This window comes from Streptomyces fuscichromogenes (genome assembly GCF_014645815.1).
In the GTDB taxonomy this organism is placed as follows: Bacteria; Actinomycetota; Actinomycetes; order Streptomycetales; family Streptomycetaceae; genus Streptomyces; species Streptomyces fuscichromogenes.
Window position 1 is genome coordinate 194,327 of record NZ_BMML01000023.1, and the last position, 16,288, is coordinate 210,614.

General features: G+C 71.6%; 17 protein-coding genes and 1 pseudogene. 11 read left to right on the forward strand and 7 right to left on the reverse strand.

The annotated features are described in order from the left end of the window. Positions 1 to 64: 64 nt before the first annotated feature. Positions 65 to 604: a peptide deformylase gene (gene def, locus IEZ11_RS38000; RefSeq protein WP_189267561.1), complete on the reverse strand. Its 540-nt coding sequence runs from the start codon at positions 602 to 604 to the stop codon at positions 65 to 67. Positions 605 to 754: 150 nt separating this feature from the next. Here def and IEZ11_RS38005 point away from each other — a divergent pair, with 150 nt between their 5' ends. The 6 genes and pseudogenes from IEZ11_RS38005 to IEZ11_RS38025 all read left to right on the forward strand — a co-directional run bounded on the left by IEZ11_RS38005 (position 755) and on the right by IEZ11_RS38025 (position 6,251). Continuing rightward, on the forward strand, positions 755 to 1,993 hold the full coding sequence (locus IEZ11_RS38005; RefSeq protein ID WP_189267562.1) for a MurT ligase domain-containing protein: 1,239 nt from the start codon (positions 755 to 757) through the stop codon (positions 1,991 to 1,993). A gap of 31 nt (positions 1,994 to 2,024) precedes the next feature. Next, positions 2,025 to 2,753 carry a type 1 glutamine amidotransferase gene (locus IEZ11_RS38010; RefSeq protein WP_189267563.1) on the forward strand — a complete coding sequence of 243 codons (729 nt, stop codon included), beginning with the start codon at positions 2,025 to 2,027 and terminating at the stop codon, positions 2,751 to 2,753. A 180-nt stretch (positions 2,754 to 2,933) separates the two neighbouring features. Beyond that, the gene (locus IEZ11_RS38015; RefSeq protein ID WP_189267564.1) at positions 2,934 to 3,959 is read left to right on the forward strand and encodes a 6-phosphofructokinase; all 1,026 of its coding nucleotides are present in this window, start codon (positions 2,934 to 2,936) and stop codon (positions 3,957 to 3,959) included. A 180-nt stretch (positions 3,960 to 4,139) separates the two neighbouring features. Then, entirely contained in the window at positions 4,140 to 5,090 is a 951-nt protein-coding gene (locus IEZ11_RS38020; protein ID WP_189267565.1) for a cytochrome c oxidase assembly protein, read from the forward strand. 382 nt (positions 5,091 to 5,472) lie between these two features. After that, positions 5,473 to 5,778: pseudogene (locus IEZ11_RS51395) on the forward strand (RNA-guided endonuclease TnpB family protein); the annotation flags it as partial. A 293-nt stretch (positions 5,779 to 6,071) separates the two neighbouring features. After that, positions 6,072 to 6,251: a hypothetical protein gene (locus IEZ11_RS38025; RefSeq protein WP_189267566.1), complete on the forward strand. Its 180-nt coding sequence runs from the start codon at positions 6,072 to 6,074 to the stop codon at positions 6,249 to 6,251. A gap of 107 nt (positions 6,252 to 6,358) precedes the next feature. On the opposite strand, the gene IEZ11_RS38030 is transcribed toward IEZ11_RS38025, so the two are convergent. Genes IEZ11_RS38030 through IEZ11_RS38045 form a run of 4 tightly spaced genes read right to left on the reverse strand, consistent with a single transcriptional unit; the run spans position 6,359 to position 10,403 of the window. Continuing rightward, a complete protein-coding gene (locus tag IEZ11_RS38030) occupies positions 6,359 to 7,540 on the reverse strand; it encodes a sensor histidine kinase (protein WP_189267567.1) in 1,182 nt (393 codons plus the stop codon). Next, on the reverse strand, positions 7,537 to 9,249 hold the full coding sequence (locus IEZ11_RS38035; RefSeq protein WP_189267568.1) for a sodium/solute symporter: 1,713 nt from the start codon (positions 9,247 to 9,249) through the stop codon (positions 7,537 to 7,539). The genes IEZ11_RS38030 and IEZ11_RS38035 overlap by 4 nt, the downstream gene beginning before the upstream one ends. 42 nt (positions 9,250 to 9,291) lie before the next feature. Further along, on the reverse strand, positions 9,292 to 9,651 hold the full coding sequence (locus tag IEZ11_RS38040) for a hypothetical protein (RefSeq protein ID WP_189267569.1): 360 nt from the start codon (positions 9,649 to 9,651) through the stop codon (positions 9,292 to 9,294). Between the two features lie 2 nt (positions 9,652 to 9,653). After that, complete coding sequence (locus IEZ11_RS38045) at positions 9,654 to 10,403, reverse strand: LytR/AlgR family response regulator transcription factor (RefSeq protein ID WP_189267570.1); 750 nt, start codon at positions 10,401 to 10,403, stop codon at positions 9,654 to 9,656. Between the two features lie 111 nt (positions 10,404 to 10,514). Between IEZ11_RS38045 and IEZ11_RS38050 the strand changes: the two genes are divergently transcribed. The 3 genes from IEZ11_RS38050 (at position 10,515) to rocD (ending at position 13,204) form a co-directional block, all read left to right on the forward strand. Beyond that, positions 10,515 to 11,000: an Lrp/AsnC family transcriptional regulator gene (locus tag IEZ11_RS38050; RefSeq protein WP_089105436.1), complete on the forward strand. Its 486-nt coding sequence runs from the start codon at positions 10,515 to 10,517 to the stop codon at positions 10,998 to 11,000. A gap of 145 nt (positions 11,001 to 11,145) precedes the next feature. Beyond that, positions 11,146 to 11,964: a dimethylargininase gene (gene ddaH / locus IEZ11_RS38055; protein ID WP_189267571.1), complete on the forward strand. Its 819-nt coding sequence runs from the start codon at positions 11,146 to 11,148 to the stop codon at positions 11,962 to 11,964. Positions 11,965 to 11,983: 19 nt separating this feature from the next. Continuing rightward, complete coding sequence (gene rocD / locus IEZ11_RS38060; protein WP_189267572.1) at positions 11,984 to 13,204, forward strand: ornithine--oxo-acid transaminase; 1,221 nt, start codon at positions 11,984 to 11,986, stop codon at positions 13,202 to 13,204. A 92-nt stretch (positions 13,205 to 13,296) separates the two neighbouring features. Here rocD and IEZ11_RS38065 read toward each other — a convergent pair whose 3' ends face one another. Together IEZ11_RS38065 and IEZ11_RS38070 are read right to left on the reverse strand one after the other, a co-directional pair. Then, complete coding sequence (locus IEZ11_RS38065) at positions 13,297 to 13,902, reverse strand: DUF305 domain-containing protein (protein ID WP_189267573.1); 606 nt, start codon at positions 13,900 to 13,902, stop codon at positions 13,297 to 13,299. Between the two features lie 82 nt (positions 13,903 to 13,984). Continuing rightward, a complete protein-coding gene (locus tag IEZ11_RS38070; protein ID WP_189267574.1) occupies positions 13,985 to 14,392 on the reverse strand; it encodes a DUF6153 family protein in 408 nt (135 codons plus the stop codon). 166 nt (positions 14,393 to 14,558) lie between these two features. Here IEZ11_RS38070 and IEZ11_RS38075 point away from each other — a divergent pair, with 166 nt between their 5' ends. Then, a complete protein-coding gene (locus IEZ11_RS38075) occupies positions 14,559 to 14,834 on the forward strand; it encodes a hypothetical protein (protein ID WP_189267575.1) in 276 nt (91 codons plus the stop codon). Positions 14,835 to 15,927: 1,093 nt separating this feature from the next. After that, the gene (locus IEZ11_RS38080) at positions 15,928 to 16,257 is read left to right on the forward strand and encodes a DUF6338 family protein (protein WP_189267576.1); all 330 of its coding nucleotides are present in this window, start codon (positions 15,928 to 15,930) and stop codon (positions 16,255 to 16,257) included. Positions 16,258 to 16,288: the final 31 nt, after the last annotated feature.

The following is a 16,288-nucleotide window of genomic DNA, read 5'->3' on the forward strand; positions in this document are numbered from 1 at the left end:
CGGCTGACTGCCCGTGGCGGTTGATCGCGCAGTTCCCCGCGCCCCTCAAAGCAGGGAGATGTCCTCACCGGTGCCAGGAGGACTTCGCCACCTGTCGCATCAGCCGGCGCCCGCGCCAGCCCGTGACGTGGTCGGCGTACACACGGCCTTCCAGGTGGTCGGTCTCGTGCTGGAGGCATCGCGCGAAGAAGCCCGTGCCGTGGATCGTGACCGGCTCACCCGTCGCCGTGAGGCCCTCGACCACCGCGTGGTCGTACCGCTCCGTGCCCGCCTCCAGGCCCGGCAGGGACAGGCAGCCCTCGGGGCCGCGGAGTGTCACGCCGTCCGCCGTCACCAGGCGGGGGTTGACCACATGGCCCAGGTGGCGGACGTCCTCGTCGTCGGGGCAGTCGAAGACAAACACCCGCAGCGGCTCCCCCACCTGGTTCGCCGCCAGGCCCACGCCCTCCGCCGCGTACATCGTCGCGAACAAGTCCTCCACCAGCCGGGAGAGTTCGGGGCCGAAGTCGGTGACCTCCGTGCAACGGGCGTGCAGAACGGGGTCGCCGAGCAGAGTGAGAGGCCGGACCCGCCCGCGGGCGCCCGGAATGGAACCGTGTCGCATGGGCGCAAGGGTACGGTTCGGATCAGCCCCTGCCCGCCGCGCAGGCAAGGGCCGGAATTCGGGTGTGCGAATGGATCTCGATAGGCTGACCTCACACCACGTTGCCGGATGGCTCAGGCGCGGCGCGTACGCAAGGAGGATCGAGAACTGATGGCAGGCACCTCGGACCCGCTCACGCCGCGGGCCAAGCTGGCCGTGACCGCGGGCAAGGCGGTCGCGGCGGCATCCCGGGCGGCGGGTCGCGGCAGCGGATCCGTGATCGGCGGCCGGGTCGCGCTCAAACTCGACCCCGACCTTCTCGCCCGGCTCGCCCAGAACCTGGACGTCACGCTGGTCTCGGCGACGAACGGCAAGACGACCACGACCCGGCTGATCGCCGAGGCACTGAAGGCCGCGGGGCCGGTCGTGTCCAACGCGCTCGGGGCCAACATGCCGGCCGGCATCACGTCGGCGCTGGCGGGCGGCTCGGAGTCGAAGTTCGGTGTGATCGAGGTCGACGAGAAGTACCTGGCCGGGGTCGCCCGGGACACCGACCCCAAGTGCATCGCGCTGCTCAACCTCTCCCGCGACCAGCTGGACCGCGCCGCCGAGACCCGGATGCTCGCCGAGAACTGGCGCGAGGGCCTGGCCGGGACCAAGGCCGTCATCGTGGCGAACTGCGACGACCCGCTGGTGGTGTGGGCCGCGTCCTCCTCCCCCAACGTGATCTGGGTCGCCGCCGGGCAGATGTGGAAGGACGACGCCTGGTCCTGCCCGTCCTGCGGCGGCGTGATGCAGCGGCCCGGCGACGACTGGTTCTGCGGCGAGTGCGGGTTCCGCCGGCCGACCCCGAGCTGGGTGCTGTCGGGCGACCACGTGCTCGACCCGCACGGGTCCGCCTGGCCGATCCACCTGCAGCTGCCGGGCCGCGCCAACAAGGCGAACGCGGCCTCCTCGGCCGCGGTCGCCGCCGTCTTCGGAGTGCCGCCGCAGGTCGCCCTGGAGCGGATGTACCAGGTGCAGGCCGTCGCGGGACGCTACGACGTCGTGCAGTTCCAGGAGCGCGACCTGCGTCTGCTGCTGGCCAAGAACCCGGCCGGCTGGCTGGAGACGTTCTCGCTGATCGACCCGCCGCCGACGCCGGTCATCCTCTCCGTGAACGCGCGCGGCGCCGACGGCACCGACACCTCCTGGCTGTGGGACGTGGACTACACGCGCCTGACCGGCCACCCGATCTTCGTGCTGGGCGACCGCAAGCTCGACCTCGCGGTGCGCCTGGAGGTCGCGAACCAGCACTTCCAGGTCTGCGACTCCCTCGACCAGGCCGTCCAGATGTGCCCGCCCGGCCGGATCGAGGTCATCGCGAACTACACCGCGTTCCAGGACCTGCGCCGCCGCGTCGGCAACTGACAGCACCAGAAAACGGAGTGACGATCCCTTCATGAGCGACAACCAACTGCGGCTGGTGTGGATCTACCCCGACCTGCTCAGCACCTACGGCGACCAGGGCAACGCGCTCGTCGTGGAGCGGCGGGCCCGGCAGCGCGGTCTCGACGTGGCCCGGCTCGACGTGCGCAGCGACCAGCCGATCCCGACCTCCGGCGACATCTACCTGATCGGCGGCGGTGAGGACCGTCCGCAGCGGCTGGCCGCCGAGCGACTGCGCCGTGACGCGCACCTGTACCGGGCGGTGGAGAACGGCGCGATCGTGTTCTCCGTCTGCGCCGGCTACCAGATCCTCGGCCACGAGTTCATCAACGACCTGGGACAGCGGGAGCCGGGCCTCGGCCTGCTCGACGTGACGACCGTGCGCGGCACCGGCGAGCGGTGTGTCGGTGACGTCCTCGCCGACATCGACCCGCGCCTCGGGCTGCCCCCGCTCACCGGGTTCGAGAACCACCAGGGCGTCACCCAGCTCGGCCCCACCGCCCGCCCCTTCGCCCGGGTCCAGCTGGGCAAGGGCAACGGCACCGGGGACGGCACGGAGGGCGCGTACAACGACACCGTCTTCGGCACGTACATGCACGGACCGGTACTCGCCCGCAACCCGCTCATCGCGGACCTGCTGCTGAAGCTGGCGCTGGACGTGAACGCGCTGCCGCCGATCGACGACCGCTGGTACGAGGCGCTGCGCAACGAGCGGATCGCCGCCGCTCAGCAGCCCGCGTGACCCTTCGGGAACGACCGGTTCCGGGGCCCGCCTGACAGGGTGTCCGCTCACATGTGCGGGCACGTCCAGCAGGCGGACGCCCGGTGCGGAATGACCCCCTTGCGCCGGTAGGGTGGCCGCGACGTCAGCCGGACAGCGTGGTCCGGTCTCCGGCCCACGTGGAGAAGGTTGTTTCGGGCTATGCGCATTGGTGTCCTCACGTCCGGCGGCGACTGCCCCGGCCTGAACGCCGTCATCCGGTCCGTCGTGCACCGTGCCGTCGTCGACCACGGCGACGAGGTCATCGGCTTCCGGGACGGCTGGAAGGGCCTCCTGGAGTGCGACTACCTCAAGCTCGACCTCGACGCCGTGGCCGGCATCCTGGCCCGCGGCGGCACCATCCTCGGGTCGTCCCGGGTCCAGCCCTCGCACCTGCGGGACGGCGTGGAGCGGGCCAGGGGCCATGTCGCCGAGCTCGGGCTCGACGCGATCATCCCGATCGGCGGCGAGGGCACGCTGAAGGCGGCCCGGCTGATGTCCGACGCCGGCCTGCCGATCGTGGGCGTGCCGAAGACCATCGACAACGACATCGCCGTCACCGACGTGACCTTCGGCTTCGACACGGCCGTGGGGGTCGCCACCGACGCGCTCGACCGGCTCAAGACCACCGCCGAGTCCCACCAGCGGGTGCTCGTCGTCGAGGTCATGGGGCGGCACACCGGCTGGATCGCCCTGCACTCCGGCATGGCGGCCGGCGCCCACGCCATCGTCGTACCGGAACGGCCCTTCGACATCGAGGAGTTGGCCCGCCGGGTCGGCGAGCGGTTCGAGGCGGGCAAGCGGTTCGCGATCGTCGTCGCGGCGGAGGGGGCCAAGCCGAGGGCGGGCACGATGGCCTTCGACGAGGGCGGCAAGGACATCTACGGCCACGAGCGGTTCGCCGGGATCGCCCGGCAGCTCTCCATCGAGCTGGAGCAGCGGCTCGGCAAGGAGGCTCGGCCGGTCATCCTCGGGCACGTGCAGCGGGGTGGCACGCCGACGGCGTACGACCGGGTGCTGGCGACGCGGTTCGGGTGGCATGCGGTGGAGGCCGTGCACCGGGGGGAGTTCGGTCGTATGACCGCGCTGCGGGGGACGGACATCGTGATGGTGCCGCTGGCGGACGCGGTGGAGACGTTGAAGACGGTTCCGGACGAGCGGTACGAGGAAGCGGAGACCGTGCTCTAAGGGGCAGCGCCGTAGGGGGTGCCGATGCGTCGCCGGGTGCGGGTCGTGCGTGGTCGCTCGCGCAGTTCCCCGCGCCCCTGGAGGCAGGGACACTCACCCCGGTCGCGGGTGCCGTCGGCGGCGGTTCTACTCTGGGTGCGGCTGTAAACGTACAACCCCCCACGAATCAGGAGCCGCCGGATGGATCACAGCGGGCACGGCATGACCATGGATCTGCCGCCGTTCACGCTGGGGCGGGGGCTGGAGTGGTCGGCGGATCCCTTCTTCCTCGTCGCCTGTCTCGCCGGGCTGGCGCTGTACGGATGGGGTGTGGTGCGGCTGCGGCGGCGCGGGGACGCCTGGTCCGTGGGGCGGACCGTGTCGTTCGTCGTCGGGGTGCTGACCATCATGGCGGTGATGTGCACCAGGCTGAACGACTACGGGATGGTCATGTTCAGCGTGCACATGGTGCAGCACATGATCATCAGCATGCTCTCGCCCATCCTGATCCTGCTGGGTGCCCCGGTCACGCTCGCGCTGCGCGCGCTGCCCGTCGCCGGGAAGGGCCGCAAGGGGCCGCGTGAGCTGCTGCTGGCCCTGCTGCACAGCCGGTACATGCGGATCGTCACCCACCCCGCCTTCACCATCCCGCTGTTCATCGCGAGCCTGTACGCGCTCTACTTCACCCCGCTCTTCGACTTCCTGATGGGCTCCAGGGCCGGGCACATCGCGATGATGGTGCACTTCCTCGCCGTCGGTGTCGTCTTCTTCTGGCCGATCATCGGCGTCGACCCGGGGCCGCACCGGCCGGGGTATCTCCTGCGCATGCTGGAGCTGTTCGCCGGCATGCCGTTCCACGCCTTCTTCGGCATCGCGTTGATGATGGCGTCGGAGCCCATGGTCGAGACGTTCAGGAATCCGCCGGCCTCGCTCGGCATCGACGCGCTCACCGACCAGAACGCGGCCGGCGGAATCGCCTGGGCCTTCAGCGAGGTCCCCTCCGTACTCGTGCTCATCGCCCTGCTGTTCCAGTGGTACGGCTCCGAACAGCGCCAGGCCCGGCGCCACGACCGGGCCGCCGACCGGGACGGCGACAAGGAACTCGAGGCGTACAACGCCTATTTGGCCTCACTGAACGCACGCAACAGCTGACCGGCGTCGGGGAGACCGCCGGGAGACCGCCGGGAGATCGGTGATGGCGGCGCACGCCATGCCCGACGTCGCCGGCACGTCCTTCGCAGAGCCGGGCGGACAGCTCTCTCACACGTGATCGGCCGCGGTCCGGGGACGGGAACCGACTCGCCGCGGACTGGTCCAGCAGGACGCGCTTCGCGGTCGCGCGGGAAGGAGCCCGCCGGACCCGTGGACACGCCGAAGCGGAACCGACTCCGGTTGCCGCCCGCCCGGACCGCCCTGCTCGGGGCCGCACGGCAGGGGGGGCTCGGGCTCACGCGGCCAGGATCCGTCCTGACACCGGCGAGGGGGGACAGCAGGACTCGGCGTGTGCACGGGACGCACGGGCCCAGGGCTGCGGATCACGGCGTGGAAGAAGACCGAGGAGCCGGCGTTCCTCAACGAGGTCTCCTCGGTGCCGTTGCAGCAGACCCTGCGGTATCTGCAGACCGCGTTCACCGACTTCTTCGCCAAGCGGGCGAAGTACCCGCGCTTCACGTCGCGGAAGAGGTCGCGCAGGTCCGCCGAGTACACCACCAGCGGTTTCCGTTTCCGGGACGGAGCAGTGACGCCGGCGAAGTTGACGGCCCCGCTGGACATCGTGTGGTCCCGGCCGCTGCCCGAAGGGGCGCAGCCGTCCACCGTGACCGTGTCGCAGGACGCGGCTTCGGCACGGCGGAAGCTGTCCCGCAAGGCCAAGGGAGACGGCGCCAACAGCCGTAGAGCCCGGCGCCAGGTGGTGGACCGCTTCTTCCCCTCCTCACGTGGACGTGTGACCGCTGCGGTACGGCCCTCAACGGAGAACTCCGGGCAGGCAGTCGGTGACGAAGCGGAAAGCCCCACGGCGCGAGCCGTCGTGGCGTGCACCGTCAGTACTCGGTATCAGTATCAGTATCAGTATCAGGAGGAAGCAGAACGGGGGCACCATGGAGGGACACGGACCATGAGGAGGGTGTCGCGATGCCCGGATCTGCGAACGGTTCGAACGGGGCCACGAAGACGATGGGGGTGCTCACCGTCGGCGGACTCGTGGTGGTGACCGCCTACACGGTGGCGCTCGGCAGCAACGGCTGGCTCTGGTTCGGATGGGTGGTGCTGGGCCTGCTGACACTGGCGATGGTGCTCACCCAGAACAACTGACACAGCACCCCGGGTGAAGCGCCCCGAAGGGGCGCGGGGAACCACGCGACCGGCCACGACGGCGCCGCAGACGAACGACGACACAAAGCGGCCCTTCCAGCGAAGCGCTAGTGCACCCCGGGCTGGTACTTGGGCAGCCTGGCGGTGATCTTCATGCCCGCGCCCGGGGCGGTCTCGATGACCAGGCCGTGGTCGTCGCCGTACACCTGGCGAAGCCGGTCGTCGACGTTGGAAAGGCCGATGCCCCCGGAGGGACTGGTCTCGCCGGCGAGGATGCGGCGCAGCAGGACCGGGTCCATGCCGGCGCCGTCGTCCTCGATGACGACCAGGGCCTGGGCGCCCTCGTCCTGGGCGGTGATCTGGATACGGCAGGTGCCGGTCTTGCCCTCCAGGCCGTGCTTGACGGCGTTCTCCACCAGGGGCTGGAGGCAGAGGAAGGGAAGGGTGACCGGGAGCACCTCGGGGGCGATCTGCAGGGTGACCGTGAGGCGGTCGCCGAAGCGGGCCCGGACCAGCGCCAAGTAGTGGTCGATGGCGTGGAGTTCGTCGGCGAGGGTGGTGAAGTCACCATGCCTGCGGAACGAGTAGCGGGTGAAGTCGGCGAACTCCAGCAGCAGTTCGCGGGCCCGCTCCGGGTCGGTGCGGACGAACGAGGCGATCACCGCGAGCGAGTTGAAGATGAAGTGCGGGGAGATCTGGGCGCGCAGGGCACGGATCTCGGCCTCGATGAGACGGGTCCGGGAGCGGTCCAGGTCGGCGAGTTCCAGCTGGACGCTGACCCAGCGGGCGACCTCGCCGGCCGCCCGGACCAGGACGGCGGACTCGCGCGGGGCGCAGGCGACCAGGGTGCCGTGGACACGGTCGTCGACGGTGAGCGGGGTGATCACCGCCCAGCGGACCGGGCAGTCGGGGGTCTCGCAGTGCAGCCGGAAGGCCTCGCCGCGGCCGGACTCCAGCGGCCCGGCGAGCCGTTCCATGAGCTCGGCCCGGTGGTGGTCGCCGACGCCGTCCCAGACCAGCAGGTTCTCGTGGTCGGTGAGGCAGAGCGCGTCGGTGCCGAGCAGGGTGCGCAGCCGGCGGGCCGAGCGGCGGGCGGTCTCCTCGGTGAGTCCGGCGCGCAGCGGGGGCGCGGCGAGGGAGGCGGTGTGCAGGGTCTCGAAGGTGGCGTGCTCGACGGGGGTGCCGAGGCCGCCGAGGCTCTCGGGGCGTGCGGTGCGGCGGCCGAGCCAGAAGCCGGCGGCGAGCAGCGGGAGTACGGCCACGCAGAGGCCGGCCAGGAACCCGGTCACGCCTTCACCTCCGCGCGCAGCTCTTCCGGCAGGTGGAAGCGGGCCAGGATCGCGGCCGTGCCGGGCGGCACCCGGCCCGGGGTGGCCAGGGAGACCAGGATCATGGTGAGGAAGCCCAGCGGCACCGACCAGAGCGCGGGCCAGGCGAGCAGGGCGTGCGCATCACCGGTGCCGGGCAGGTCGGCCATGGTCGCGGCCACCGCGCAGAACGCCGAGCCGCCCCCGGCGAGCATCCCGGCGGCAGCACCGGGCGGGGTCAGCCGGCGCCACCAGATACCGAGGACCAGCAGCGGGCAGAAGGAGGAGGCGGACACGGCGAAGGCCAGCCCGACGGCGTCGGCGACCGGCAGGCCGCCCACCAGCACGCTCGCGGCGAGCGGTACGGCCATGGCGAGGACCGTCCCCAGTCTGAAGTGCCGTACTCCGCGCGCCGGGAGGACGTCCTGGGTGAGGACCCCGGCGACCGCCATGGTGAGGCCGGAGGCCGTGGAGAGGAACGCGGCGAAGGCACCGCCCGCCACCAGCGCGCCCAGCAGGTCGCCGCCGAGGCCGCCGACGACCCGGTCGGGCAGCAGCAGGACGGCGGCGTCCGTCTCGCCGGTGAGGGTGAGTTCGGGGGTGTAGAGGCGGCCGAGGGCGCCGTAGACGGGCGGCAGCAGGTAGAACAGGCCGATCAGGGCCAGAACGGCGACCGTGGTGCGGCGGGCGGCGACACCGTGCGGGCTGGTGTAGAAGCGGACGACGACGTGCGGCAGGCCCATGGTGCCGAGGAAGGTGGCGAGGATCAGTCCGTACGTGGCGTACAGCGGGCGTTCCTCGCGGCTCTCGGTGAGCGAGGTGGACATGCCGCCGTTGGTGCCCCGGTCGGTGGCGGGGACGCGGGTGCCCTGGGCGAAGGTCAGGCGGGTGCCCGCGCTGATGCGGTGGGTGCCCTCGGGGAGGGTGACCCGGGCGTCCCGGTGCGGGTGGCCGTCGACGGTGCCGGTGACCGTGACCGTGAGCCGGCGGTCGAGCCGCAGGGAGAGGGTGTCTCTGACGTCCACCGCGCGCTGGGTGCGGAAGGTGGCCGGTTCGTCGAAGGCGTGCACGGGGGCGCCGGCGCGCTGCCAGGCGAGGACGAGGAAGAGGGCGGGGACGAGCAGCGCGGTGAGCTTCAGCCAGTACTGGAAGGCCTGCACGAAGGTGATGCTGCGCATGCCGCCGGCGGCCACGGTGGCCACCACGACCACGGCGACGATGAGCCCGCCGAGTGCGTCGGGGGCGCCGGTGAGAACCGACAACGTGAGTCCCGCGCCCTGGAGTTGGGGCAGCAGGTAGAGCCAGCCGACGCCGACGACGAACGCCCCGGCCAGCCGTCGTACCTGCTGCGAGGCGAGCCGGGCCTCGGCGAAGTCGGGGAGGGTGTAGGCGCCGGAGCGGCGCAGCGGGGCGGCGACGAAGAGGAGCAGGACGAGGTAGCCGGCGGTGTAGCCGACCGGGTACCAGAGCATGTCGGGCCCCTGGACCAGGACCAGGCCCGCGATGCCCAGGAAGGAGGCCGCCGAAAGGTACTCGCCGCTGATCGCGGCCGCGTTGAGGCGGGGGCCGACGGTGCGTGAGGCGACGTAGAAGTCGGAGGTGGTGCGGGAGATGCGCAGGCCGAAGGCGCCGACGAGGACGGTCGCGACGACCACGAGGGCGACGGCCGGGACTGCGTAACTGGAGTTCATCTGGCCTCGTCGGAGTTGGTCCGGCGTCGTCGGGGCTGGAGTTCATCGGTCCTCGACGAGGCGGACGAAGTCCTCCTCGTTGCGTTCGGCGCGGCGCACGTACCAGCGGGCGAGCAGGATCAGCGGGGCGTACAGGCAGAAGCCGAGCACCAGCCACTCAAGGCGGCGCGCCTGGGGGGCGGCGGCGAAGACCAGCGGGAGCGGGCCGACCAGCAGCACCAGGACGGCGAACACGACCAGGGCGACCCGCAGTTGGCTGCGCATCAGGGAGCGGACGTAGGTGTGGCCGAGGGTGGTCTGCTCGTCGATCTCGGTGCGCGGCCGGTAGTAGCCGGAGGCACGGCGGCTGCGGCGGGGCGGGCCGGTGACGGTGACCCGGCGCTCGGCGGGGTCGGCGGGCATCGTCAGGCCCTCCTCATCAGGAGGTCCCGCAGCTCGCGGGCGTGGCGTCGGCTGACCTGGAGCTCCTCGGCGCCGACCAGGACGCTCACCGTGCCCGCGTCCAGGCGGAGTTCGCCGACGTGGCGGAGGGCGACGAGGTGGCGGCGGTGGATGCGGACGAAGCCCCGGGAGCGCCAGCGGTCCTCCAGGGTGGACAGCGGGATGCGGACCAGGTGGCTGCCGCGGTCGGTGTGCAGGCGGGCGTAGTCGCCCTGGGCCTCGACGTGGGTGATGTCGTCCACCGCCACGAACCGTGTCACGCCGCCGAGTTCGACGGGTATGTGGTCGGGGTCGGGTTCGTGCACGGGTATCCGCGGTGCGGTGCCGCGCAGTTCGGCGGCCCGGCGTACCGCCTCCGCGAGGCGTTCCTTGCGGACCGGCTTCAGGACGTAGTCGACGGCCTTGAGGTCGAAGGCCCGCACCGCGAAGTCCTCGTGGGCGGTGACGAAGACGACCAGCGGGGGCCGGGCGAAGCCGGTGAGCAGCCGGGCCAGGTCCAGACCGTCCAGGCCGGGCATCTGGACGTCGAGGAAGACGACGTCGATGGCCTCGGGGCCCTGGGGTCCGGACTCCAGGGCCCGGGTGATGCGGCGCAGCGCCTCGGTGGCGTCCCCGGCGCCCTCGACGCTTCCGATGCGCGGATCGGCGTTCAGCAGATAGAGCAGTTCCTCCAGCGAGGGGCGTTCGTCGTCGACGGCGAGGGCGCGCAGCATGAACGGAGTGTAGGCGGCGGAACGCGGCGCTGGACATGTGCCGGACGTGGCCGTCCGCGCCGGACGAAGTGGTGTGCCCGGACCGGCTTCGCCCGTGGTTACAGTGCGGGCATGAACAGCGGCACCGCCTCCTTCGACGATCTCGACCGGAAGATCACCACCGCGTTGATGGCGAACGCGCGGACCAGTTTCGCCGAGATCGGCGCGGCTGTCGGGCTCTCCGCGACGGCCGTGAAGCGGCGGGTCGACCGGTTGCGCGAGACGGGTGTGATCACCGGGTTCACGGCCACCGTCACCCCCTCGGCCCTCGGCTGGCGCACGGAGGCGTACGTCGAGGTGTACTGCGAGGGCGCGGCGCCGCCCCGGCGGCTCGCGGAGGTGGTCCGCAACCATCCGGAGATCACCGCGGCCATGACGGTGACCGGCGGCGCGGACGCCCTGCTGCATGTGCGGGCCCGGGACGTGGGCCATTTCGAGGAGGTGCTGGAGCGGATCCGCGTGGAGCCCTTCATCCGGAAGACGATCAGCGTGATGGTGCTGTCGCATCTGCTCCCGGAGAGCCCGGAGGCGGGTGCCACCCACCCCGTACCGGAGTAAACGCATCGATGCTGCGTTTGTACGACCGGAGACGCAGTGTTCCTGCGTGAACGCGCAACATTTATTTCTTGTCGTCCGTATCCGTCGCTTTCTACCGTGGTGTCAACCCTCAGTCGACACCGCGGGAAAGCGGAGGAACACCTCTGTGTCCGAAAGCCGTGTGCCGCGCCTCAGGCGCTTCCTTGTCTGCGAACCCAGACATTTCGGCGTGCAGTACGCGATCAACCCCTGGATGAACCCCGACACCAGGGTCGACGTCGACCTGGCCCAGGAGCAGTGGACCGCGCTGATCAGCGCCTACCGCGCCCATGGCCACAGCGTCGAGCGGCTGGATCCGGTGCCGGGCCTGCCCGACATGGTGTTCGCCGCGAACTCGGCGGTCGTCGTCGGCGGCCGCGTCTTCGGTTCGCTCTTCCACGCGCCCGAGCGGCGTCCCGAGTCGACCCACTACGACCTCTGGTTCAAGACGGCGGGCTATGACGTGCACCGTCCGGGGTCGGTGGTCGAGGGCGAGGGCGACCTGGTCTGGACGGGCCGGTACCTGCTCGCCGGCACCGGATTCCGCACCAGCCGCGAGGCGCACCGGGAGGCGCAGGAGTTCTTCGGCCACCCGGTGATCAGCCTGACCCTGGTGGACCCGTACTTCTACCACCTGGACACGGCGCTGTTCGTCCTGGACGGCGGGCACGACGGAAACATCGTCTACTACCCCGAGGCCTTCTCCCCGGGCAGCCGGGACGTGCTGGGCCGGCTGTTCCCGGACGCGGTGCTCGCCACCCGCGACGACGCCCTGACCTGGGGTCTGAACTCCGTCTCCGACGGCCGCCACGTCTTCATCGCACCGCAGGCCGAGGCGCTCGCGGCCCGGCTCGCCGAGCAGGGCTACCAGCCCGTTCCCGTCGACCTGTCGGAGTTCCACAAGGCAGGCGGCGGCATCAAGTGCTGCACCCAGGAAATCCGCTGAGGACCAGGAGATCCCCCTGATGACCGCACCCGCACGCGCACGTACCTCCGCCGAGCTGATCGAGGCGGAGGGACCGGTCCTCGCGCACAACTACCACCCGCTGCCCGTCGTCGTGGCCCGCGCCGAGGGCACCTGGGTGGAGGACGTCGAGGGCCGCCGCTACCTCGACCTGCTGGCCGGCTACTCGGCCCTCAACTTCGGCCACCGCCACCCCGCGCTGATCGAGGCCGCGCACCGCCAGCTGGACCGACTCACCCTCACCTCGCGTGCCTTCCACAACGACAGGCTCGCCGAATTCGCCGAGCGACTGGCCGGGTTGACCGGCCTGGACATGGTGCTGCCGATGAACACGGGCGCCGAGGCGGTCGAGTCCGGCATCAAGGTGGCCCGCAAGTGGGCGTACGACGTGAAGGGCGTCCCGGCCGACCGGGCCACGATCGTGGTCGCCGCGGACAACTTCCACGGCCGTACCACCACGATCGTCAGCTTCTCCACCGACGAGACCGCGCGGGCGGGCTTCGGCCCGTTCACGCCGGGCTTCCGGATCGTGCCGTACAACGACCTGGCCGCGCTGGAGGCGGCGGTCGACGAGACCACGGCGGCGGTACTGATCGAGCCGATCCAGGGCGAGGCCGGGGTGCTCATCCCGGACGACGGCTATCTGACCGGGGTCCGGGAGCTGACCCGCCGCGAGAACTGCCTCTTCATCGCCGACGAGATCCAGTCCGGCCTCGGCCGCACGGGCCGTACCCTCGCCGTCGACCACGAGGGTGTGGTCCCGGACGTGCTGCTGCTCGGCAAGGCGCTGGGCGGCGGGATCGTGCCGGTGTCGGCGGTGGTGGCCCGGCGGGAGGTGCTGGGAGTGCTGCACCCCGGCGAGCACGGGTCGACGTTCGGCGGCAACCCGCTCGCGGCGGCGGTCGGCACGGCGGTGGTCGAGCTGCTGGAGAGCGGTGACTTCCAGCGCCGGGCCGCCGAGCTGGGCGTGATCCTGCGGGACGGCCTGACGGAGCTGGTCGGCAGGGGCGTGGTCGGCTTCCGCTCGCGCGGGCTGTGGGCGGGCGTCGACGTGGACCCGGCGATCGGCACCGGGCGGGAGATCGGCGAACGGCTGCTGCGCGAGGGCGTCCTGGTCAAGGACACCCACGGCTCCACGATCCGGCTGGCCCCGCCGCTGACCATCACGGCGGAGGAACTGCGGTCGGCGCTGGGCGCGCTGGAGAAGGTGCTGGCGGTCTGAGCCCGGGGTGGCCGCGTCCGTGGGCGCGCCGGTGGGTGTGCCGGTGGGCGCGCTTGTGGACGCGCCGGTGGGCGCGGCCACCCCGGTGCCGGTCAGCCCTTGCCGAGGAGCTTGTTCATCTCCTTGATCTCGGCGTTCTGGCCGGTGACGATGTCCGCGGCCATGCTCGTGGCCGGGGCGTAGTCGCCCTTCGCCTTCTCCGTGCCGGCCATCTCGACGGCGCCCCGGTGGTGCTCGACCATCATGGTCAGGAACATCGTGTCGAAGTCCGTCCCCTCGGCCTGCTTCAGCATGGTCATGTCCTTGTCGGACATCATTCCGGCCATGCCGGCGTGACCGCTGTGCTCCATGCCCGCCATGGGCACCTCCTCGCCCCAGGCCTTCAGCCAGCCGGTCATGGTCTCGATCTCCGGGTCCTGGGCCTTCTCGATCCGGGCGGCGAGGTCCTTCACCTGGGCGGAGGAGGCACGGTCGGCGGCGAGCCCGGCCATCTCCACGGCCTGCTGGTGGTGCGGGATCATGGTCTGTGCGAAGGACACGTCCTGCGCGTTGTGCGCGCCGGCGGTGGCGCCGGCCGCCGCCGAGTGCGAGGCGTGCGCGCTGCCGGCGCTGCCGTCGCCGCTGCCGCACGCGGTGAGGGCGAGGGCGGCGGTCGCGGTGAGCGCGACGAGGACGACACGGGTACGCGTGGTGGTCATGCTGGATCTCCTGCGATAGATCTTGCTGGGCGCGCGGGAGCACGACCGCCGCGCTGTCCGCGCACGGCCGGCTCGGGTGCCTCTAGATCCGCAGGAGCTGGAGTTCGGCCAGGTCGGGGGGCGCCCGTGCGCCGTCCGGGGCCGCGGCCGGGCGGGAGGGGGCCAGGCAGTCGCCCGCGAGCGCCGCGACCGGGTCCGGGACCAGGACGGGCAGCGCCGGTCCGCCGCTCACCGCACCGGAGACGCAGGTCGCGTCGGCGTGGTGCGCGTGGTGGTCGCCGCAGTGGCCGTCGTGGCCCGAGCAGCTCTCGTACGCGGTGGCCATGACCATGGTGGCGGAAGCGGCCTGCTGGTGCCCGCCGTGCGGCCCCAGGACACCGCCGGGTGCCAGCGCGTGCATGCCGAGCAGCCCGGTCAGCAGCCCGAGCACGAGCAGGGCGCGCCACCGCCGGTACGGCGGTCGCGGGGCGGGCTGCTCGGTGGGGCGCATCGGGGCCATCCTATGCGTGCCCTGAGCGCCGGCCGGCACAGATATCCCCTGCGCGGCCGTTTCGAAGTCCGCGGCGGGGACGTCATGGCCACCGCGGCGCGTTGCGGTCGTCGAGGTTGCCGAGGGACGCGGGACGACGCAGACGAGCAGGTCGGCCGGGTCGCGCATGACCCACCAGGAGTGGACGGCACGCACCCGCGAGGCGGCGCTCCTACGGGTCCTCGACCGCTTCGCCCACACCGCCCACGCCGCGGACCAGTTGCTGGATTCCCATCGCGCGCCCATCGAGCTCGCCCCGCTGATCCCCGGCTGCCGCTCCCAGGCGCCGGCCGATATCCCGGCTGTGACGGACGGGTTGGACGCCGAGCACCGCAACCTGCTCACCGCCCAAAGCGCTGCCGTCGCACAAGCCCCACGCACCACGACCTGGCAACTGGTCTGAACGCTCCACGACTTCCGCCACCGACGAGGACACTGGTGCGACCAGCTCACCGTGTGCCGGATCGCGGACGACTCCACGGGCCAGCTGCCCGACACCGGCGCCCCGGCCCTCACCCATCGCCTCCCCGGCCTTGCCTACGTCGTGCTTGTGCTCGGACACCATGAGGAGGCGACAGCAGCGCTGCACCAGGCACTCGCCCGGAGCGGGCAGTGGATCGACCGCGAGCACGGAGCCCGCGCCCCGCATCGTCAGCCTGCTGATCACCCCGCCCATCGACTGCTCCGAGCCGGTGCACTACGTGGTGAGGCGGGGCCGGGTGTACGTCCGCCGAACAGTGCCGCGGCAGCCCCTCACAGCCGGACCAGCAAGATCGTCGTTGAAGGAGTCGGAATGTCTCTGCGCAGGCGTGCCGTGGCCGCCGCCTTCGCCGCCCTTGCCCCGCAGGCGATGGTCGCCCCCATGCCCTGGGAGGCCAGCAGTATCTGCCCGTCCGTCGACGACGGCCAGATCAGCCTGGCCTGCCAGGAAGCGCGTGAGGTTGTTCATCGGCTTCCCTGCGAGCCGGGACCATTCGCTGCCTTCGAAGGACGGACCGCCGGAGCCGGACCGGAGAATTCAACCCGAACGCACCGCCCACGAGCCGCTTCGCCGGACCTCATGCGAACCGCCTGCGGGACAACCTCCTCCGCCGCGAGGTGAGTTCCGCCGTGCGGCGACGCACACAGCCGGGCCGCGTACGAAGAGCGGCGCCGTCAGCGCGGGCTCGGCGGTGGCGGCGGTGGCGGAGCAGGCGCCCGCGGCGGCTTCTCGTTCCCGGGTGCCAGGGTCTGTCCGAGGGGCGAACCCAGTTCGTCGTCGTCCGCGGTCTCGTCGGTCGGGTCATCGACGGCGTCCGCCGGCGAACGGCCCTCCTCCAAGCCCTTCTCGGCCGCCCGGTCCTGTCCCCCTGACCCGCCGTCCCGACTGTCTCCCACCCAGGCCTCCGATGTGCCGAAATACCGCAGATACCACTCAACGGGACTGTAACATCAGGGCGCTTGGTGAACTGAGCACCCCAGGGTGCTGTTTCACTCCGGGGGGGGGAGGACAGTGCATGCCGACGAACGTGGCCGGTCTGGTCCTCCTCATCACCCTGGCGCTGCCCGGTTACGTCTACCACCGCGCCGTCGACCGACACGTGCCCGAGCGTGTCCACACCGCGTTCCAGGAAGTGTTGTCGATCCTGTTCGTGAGCGTGGCCGTCGACGTCGCGGTGATCGCCCTGTTCATGAGTGGCAGTGCATACGGGCTCTGGTACGGCCCCGACCTGTCGGCCCTCCTCGACCGACCCGGCGCGTACGGCCTCCGCCACTTCTCCGAGTTGGTGCCGTGGGGCGCGACGGCGCTGCTGACTCCCATAGATGGGTTGGGGCGCGCACAATGAGCGCATGCCACCTACCCAAGTAGCTTCGGGC